General features: G+C 56.2%; 3 rRNA genes. All 3 read right to left on the reverse strand.

Features of this window, described 5'->3' with window-relative positions:
• Window positions 1–100: 100 nt before the first annotated feature.
• Window positions 101–217: ribosomal RNA gene (gene rrf, locus AC4CS3_RS23855) — 5S ribosomal RNA — on the reverse strand.
• A gap of 146 nt (window positions 218–363) precedes the next feature.
• Window positions 364–3,502, reverse strand: a 23S ribosomal RNA gene (locus AC4CS3_RS23860).
• A gap of 608 nt (window positions 3,503–4,110) precedes the next feature.
• A 16S ribosomal RNA gene (locus tag AC4CS3_RS23865) occupies window positions 4,111–5,633 on the reverse strand.
• The 16S, 23S and 5S rRNA genes sit together here, the layout of an rRNA operon.
• Window positions 5,634–5,824 lie beyond the last annotated feature (191 nt).

The following is a 5,824-nucleotide window of genomic DNA, read 5'->3' on the forward strand; positions in this document are numbered from 1 at the left end:
TATACCGGGTGCTGGCGGGGTGCCGGCTCGTTTTTGCCGGGGGGTGTTTTAAAGGGGTCAGGCCCCGACACGTGGTGTCGGGGCCTGACCGTTAATGGTTGTCCGGCGGTGTCCTACTCTCCCACACCCTCCCGGGTGCAGTACCATCGGCGCTGTGGGTCTTAGCTTCCGGGTTCGGAATGGGACCGGGCGTTTCCCCCACGCTATGACCGCCGTAACCCTGTTACCCGACCCCCGCACGCGGTGCGGGGTGGGAAGACTGGTTACAACATGGTGGTGTTGTTATTCAGTTGTGTGGTTCCAGGAAGCAACGGTTTGTTGTTCGGGAACCACATAGTGGACGCAAGCAGTGATCGTGTTTGTGTGGTGTAAGTTGTCGGCCTATTAGTACCGGTCAGCTTCAACAGTCTTTAGTCCTGTCTTCCACATCCGGCCTATCAACCCAGTGGTCTGGCTGGGGGCCTCTCACACACGAGGTGTATGGAAATCTCATCTTGAAGCGAGCTTCCCGCTTAGATGCTTTCAGCGGTTATCCCATCCGAACGTAGCTAATCAGCGGTGCACTTGGCAGTACAACTGACACACCAGAGGTTCGTCCGTCCCGGTCCTCTCGTACTAAGGACAGCCCTTCTCAAATTTCCTGCGCGCGCAGCGGATAGGGACCGAACTGTCTCACGACGTTCTAAACCCAGCTCGCGTACCGCTTTAATGGGCGAACAGCCCAACCCTTGGGACCTACTCCAGCCCCAGGATGCGACGAGCCGACATCGAGGTGCCAAACCATGCCGTCGATATGGACTCTTGGGCAAGATCAGCCTGTTATCCCCGAGGTACCTTTTATCCGTTGAGCGACGGCCATTCCACAATGTACCGCCGGATCACTAGTCCCGACTTTCGTCCCTGCTTGAGATGTCTCTCTCACAGTCAAGCTCCCTTGTGCACTTACACTCGACACCTGATTGCCAACCAGGCTGAGGGAACCTTTGGGCGCCTCCGTTACTTTTTAGGAGGCAACCGCCCCAGTTAAACTACCCATCAGGCACTGTCCCTGACCCGGATCACGGGCCGAAGTTAGATGTCCAAAGTGACCAGAGTGGTATTTCAACGATGACTCCACCCGAACTGGCGTCCGGGCTTCAACGTCTCCCACCTATCCTACACAAGCCACTCCGAACACCAATACCAAACTATAGTAAAGGTCTCGGGGTCTTTCCGTCCTGCTGCGCGTAACGAGCATCTTTACTCGTACTGCAATTTCGCCGAGTTTATGGTTGAGACAGCGGGGAAGTCGTTACTCCATTCGTGCAGGTCGGAACTTACCCGACAAGGAATTTCGCTACCTTAGGATGGTTATAGTTACCACCGCCGTTTACTGGGGCTTAAATTCTCAGCTTCGCCTTGCGGCTAACCGGTCCTCTTAACCTTCCAGCACCGGGCAGGAGTCAGTCCGTATACATCGTCTTGCGACTTCGCACGGACCTGTGTTTTTAGTAAACAGTCGCTTCCCCCTGGTCTCTGCGGCCCCGATCCCCTCCCACCAGCAAGTGGTGTTCAAGGTTGGGGCCCCCCTTCTCCCGAAGTTACGGGGGCATTTTGCCGAGTTCCTTAACCATAATTCTCTCGATCGCCTTGGTATTCTCTACCTGATCACCTGTGTCGGTTTGGGGTACGGGCGGCTTGAACCTCGCGCCGATGCTTTTCTAGGCAGCATAGGATCACCGGATCCCCCCATGACGGGGGTCCCATCAGATCTCAGGAACGTCATCAAAGACACAGCGACGGATTTGCCTATCGCTGACCCTACATCCTTAGACCGGGGCAACCATCGCCCGGCCCGGCTACCTTCCTGCGTCACACCTGTTAATACGCTTACCTCCCGGGATCAGGTCCCGCGCTCGGCCAAAACCCGCACACCACAAGGGTGATTGGGCAGGCTCCGGGCGGTTAGTATCCCCCGCTTGGCATGGGCGGTCCTTCGCCGGTACGGGAATATCAACCCGTTGTCCATCGACTACGCCTGTCGGCCTCGCCTTAGGTCCCGACTTACCCAGGGCAGATTAGCTTGACCCTGGAACCCTTGATCATTCGGCGGACGGGTTTCTCACCCGTCTTTCGCTACTCATGCCTGCATTCTCACTCGTGTAGGCTCCACCGCTGGTTTACACCGCGACTTCACCGCCCACACGACGCTCCCCTACCACTCCAGACGACTGAACCACGAAGGCTTGTCTACTATCTGAAATCCACAACTTCGGCGGTGTACTTGAGCCCCGCTACATTGTCGGCGCGGAATCACTTGACCAGTGAGCTATTACGCACTCTTTCAAGGATGGCTGCTTCTAAGCCAACCTCCTGGTTGTCTTCGCAACTCCACATCCTTTCCCACTTAGCACACGCTTAGGGGCCTTAGTTGGTGGTCTGGGCTGTTTCCCTCTCGACTATGAAGCTTATCCCCCACAGTCTCACTGCTGCGCTCTCACTTACCGGCATTCGGAGTTTGGCTGACGTCAGTAACCTTGTAGGGCCCATCGGCCATCCAGTAGCTCTACCTCCGGCAAGAAACACGCAACGCTGCACCTAAATGCATTTCGGGGAGAACCAGCTATCACGGAGTTTGATTGGCCTTTCACCCCTACCCACAGCTCATCCCCTCCATTTTCAACTGAAGTGGGTTCGGTCCTCCACGACGTCTTACCGTCGCTTCAACCTGGCCATGGGTAGATCACTCCGCTTCGGGTCTAGATCACGCCACTACACTCGCCCTGTTCAGACTCGCTTTCGCTACGGCTACCCCACACGGGTTAACCTCGCGACGTAACACTAACTCGCAGGCTCATTCTTCAAAAGGCACGCCGTCACCAGAATCAGACTGGCTCCGACGGATTGTAAGCACACGGTTTCAGGTACTGTTTCACTCCCCTCCCGGGGTACTTTTCACCTTTCCCTCACGGTACTGGTCCGCTATCGGTCATTAGGAAGTATTTAGGCTTATCAGGTGGTCCTGACAGATTCACACGGGATTTCTCGGGCCCCGTGCTACTTGGGATCCTCTCCAGGCGGCACACAACATTACGGTTACGGGGCTAACACCCTCTCCGGCCGGCCTTTCAAGACCGTTCACCTATGTCCATGCTCTCACCCCACCGGTCCGGCAGAACCAGTACGGAAAGTCCCACAACCCCGCCCATGCAACGCCCGCCGGCTATCACACATGGAACGGTTTAGCCTCATCCGCGTTCGCTCGCCACTACTAACGGAATCACTCTTGTTTTCTCTTCCTGCGGGTACTGAGATGTTTCACTTCCCCGCGTTCCCCCCACGCACCCTATGTGTTCAGATGCGGGTCACCAGATCACCTCACAGCGTCTGGCGGGGTTTCCCCATTCGGACATCCTGGGATCACCGTTCGGTTATCAACTCCCCCAGGCTTATCGCAGATTCCTACGTCCTTCTTCGGCTCCTAATGCCAAGGCATCCACCGTGTGCCCTTAAAAACTTGACCACACAAGATCAAAAAACTTCTCGAGAGAACCACGGAAACCGCCACACCGCACACCCCGCAAAGGGACGCACACCATGACCGGATCCAGGTTCATAAAAAGAAATTGCTGTAAGACACACACACCCCACCACCCCCCAAAAAGGAAGCAATGACCATGCGCGTGCCTAGATGCTCGCGTCCACTATGTAGTTCTCAAACAACAACCCCGTACCACACCCCCCCACGCCGGCCACCCCCCAAAAAGGGGACAACCACCAAACGCACGAAGACAATGCAGCCAGGAAACCAGAAACATACAAACCCGCACCACGGAACCACGCAACCCTCACAGGCCACACACCCCACGCCACGGCCCTGTTGCCTCAGGACCCAACAGTGTGCCAAACACGAAAACCGGCCCGCCCCCACCCGCACCGTTCCAAGACACCCAAACCAAAAGGAAAGAGACATCCGTACTAGGGGCAGGAAAGAACCAACCGGCCGCTATCTGCTGATATTCCACCCATGAGCACCCACCGCAGAACAGACGCCTGCGCAATGGGCTTTGCTTCCACACACCCCCGGACCAACCATGCGGCCGGACAGGGAGCGATAATGGTGCTCCTTAGAAAGGAGGTGATCCAGCCGCACCTTCCGGTACGGCTACCTTGTTACGACTTAGTCCCAATCGCCGGTCCCACCTTCGACGGCTCCCCCCACAAGGGTTAGGCCACCGGCTTCGGGTGTTACCAACTTTCGTGACTTGACGGGCGGTGTGTACAAGGCCCGGGAACGTATTCACCGCAGCGTTGCTGATCTGCGATTACTAGCGACTCCGACTTCATGGGGTCGAGTTGCAGACCCCAATCCGAACTGAGACCGGCTTTTTGGGATTAGCTCCACCTCACAGTATCGCAACCCTTTGTACCGGCCATTGTAGCATGCGTGAAGCCCAAGACATAAGGGGCATGATGATTTGACGTCGTCCCCACCTTCCTCCGAGTTGACCCCGGCAGTCTCCTATGAGTCCCCGCCATCACGCGCTGGCAACATAGAACGAGGGTTGCGCTCGTTGCGGGACTTAACCCAACATCTCACGACACGAGCTGACGACAACCATGCACCACCTGTAAACCGACCGCAAGCGGGGCACCTGTTTCCAGGCGTTACCGGTTCATGTCAAGCCTTGGTAAGGTTCTTCGCGTTGCATCGAATTAATCCGCATGCTCCGCCGCTTGTGCGGGCCCCCGTCAATTCCTTTGAGTTTTAGCCTTGCGGCCGTACTCCCCAGGCGGGGCACTTAATGCGTTAGCTACGGCGCGGAAAACGTGGAATGTCCCCCACACCTAGTGCCCAACGTTTACGGCATGGACTACCAGGGTATCTAATCCTGTTCGCTCCCCATGCTTTCGCTCCTCAGCGTCAGTTAATGCCCAGAGACCTGCCTTCGCCATCGGTGTTCCTCCTGATATCTGCGCATTTCACCGCTACACCAGGAATTCCAGTCTCCCCTACATCACTCTAGTCTGCCCGTACCCACTGCAGAACCGGAGTTGAGCCCCGGTCTTTCACAGCAGACGCGACAAACCGCCTACGAGCTCTTTACGCCCAATAATTCCGGATAACGCTTGCGCCCTACGTATTACCGCGGCTGCTGGCACGTAGTTAGCCGGCGCTTCTTCTGCAGGTACCGTCACTTTCGCTTCTTCCCTACTGAAAGAGGTTTACAACCCGAAGGCCGTCATCCCTCACGCGGCGTCGCTGCATCAGGCTTTCGCCCATTGTGCAATATTCCCCACTGCTGCCTCCCGTAGGAGTCTGGGCCGTGTCTCAGTCCCAGTGTGGCCGGTCACCCTCTCAGGCCGGCTACCCGTCGTCGCCTTGGTAGGCCATTACCCCACCAACAAGCTGATAGGCCGCGAGTCCATCCAAAACCGCAAAAGCTTTCCACCACCACCGCATGCGCGGGACGGTCGTATCCGGTATTAGACCCAGTTTCCCAGGCTTATCCCAGAGTCAAGGGCAGGTTACTCACGTGTTACTCACCCGTTCGCCACTAATCCCCCCAGCAAGCTGGAGATCATCGTTCGACTTGCATGTGTTAAGCACGCCGCCAGCGTTCATCCTGAGCCAGGATCAAACTCTCCGTTGAAGTAAAACAAAAACAGACACAACCACAACCACCGGAAATAACGGCAGAAGAGCTGCACAAAATTTGAAACCAGCTGTAAAAAACCAGCCCCGCACCACGGAGGTGACACAGGACCAGCCAAAACAACCAATTCATAAAAACAAATCGGTATCAACAAACTTGGCACACTATTGAGTTCTCAAACAACAGAC

It is taken from the genome of Arthrobacter sp. SE2 (genome assembly GCF_058244265.1).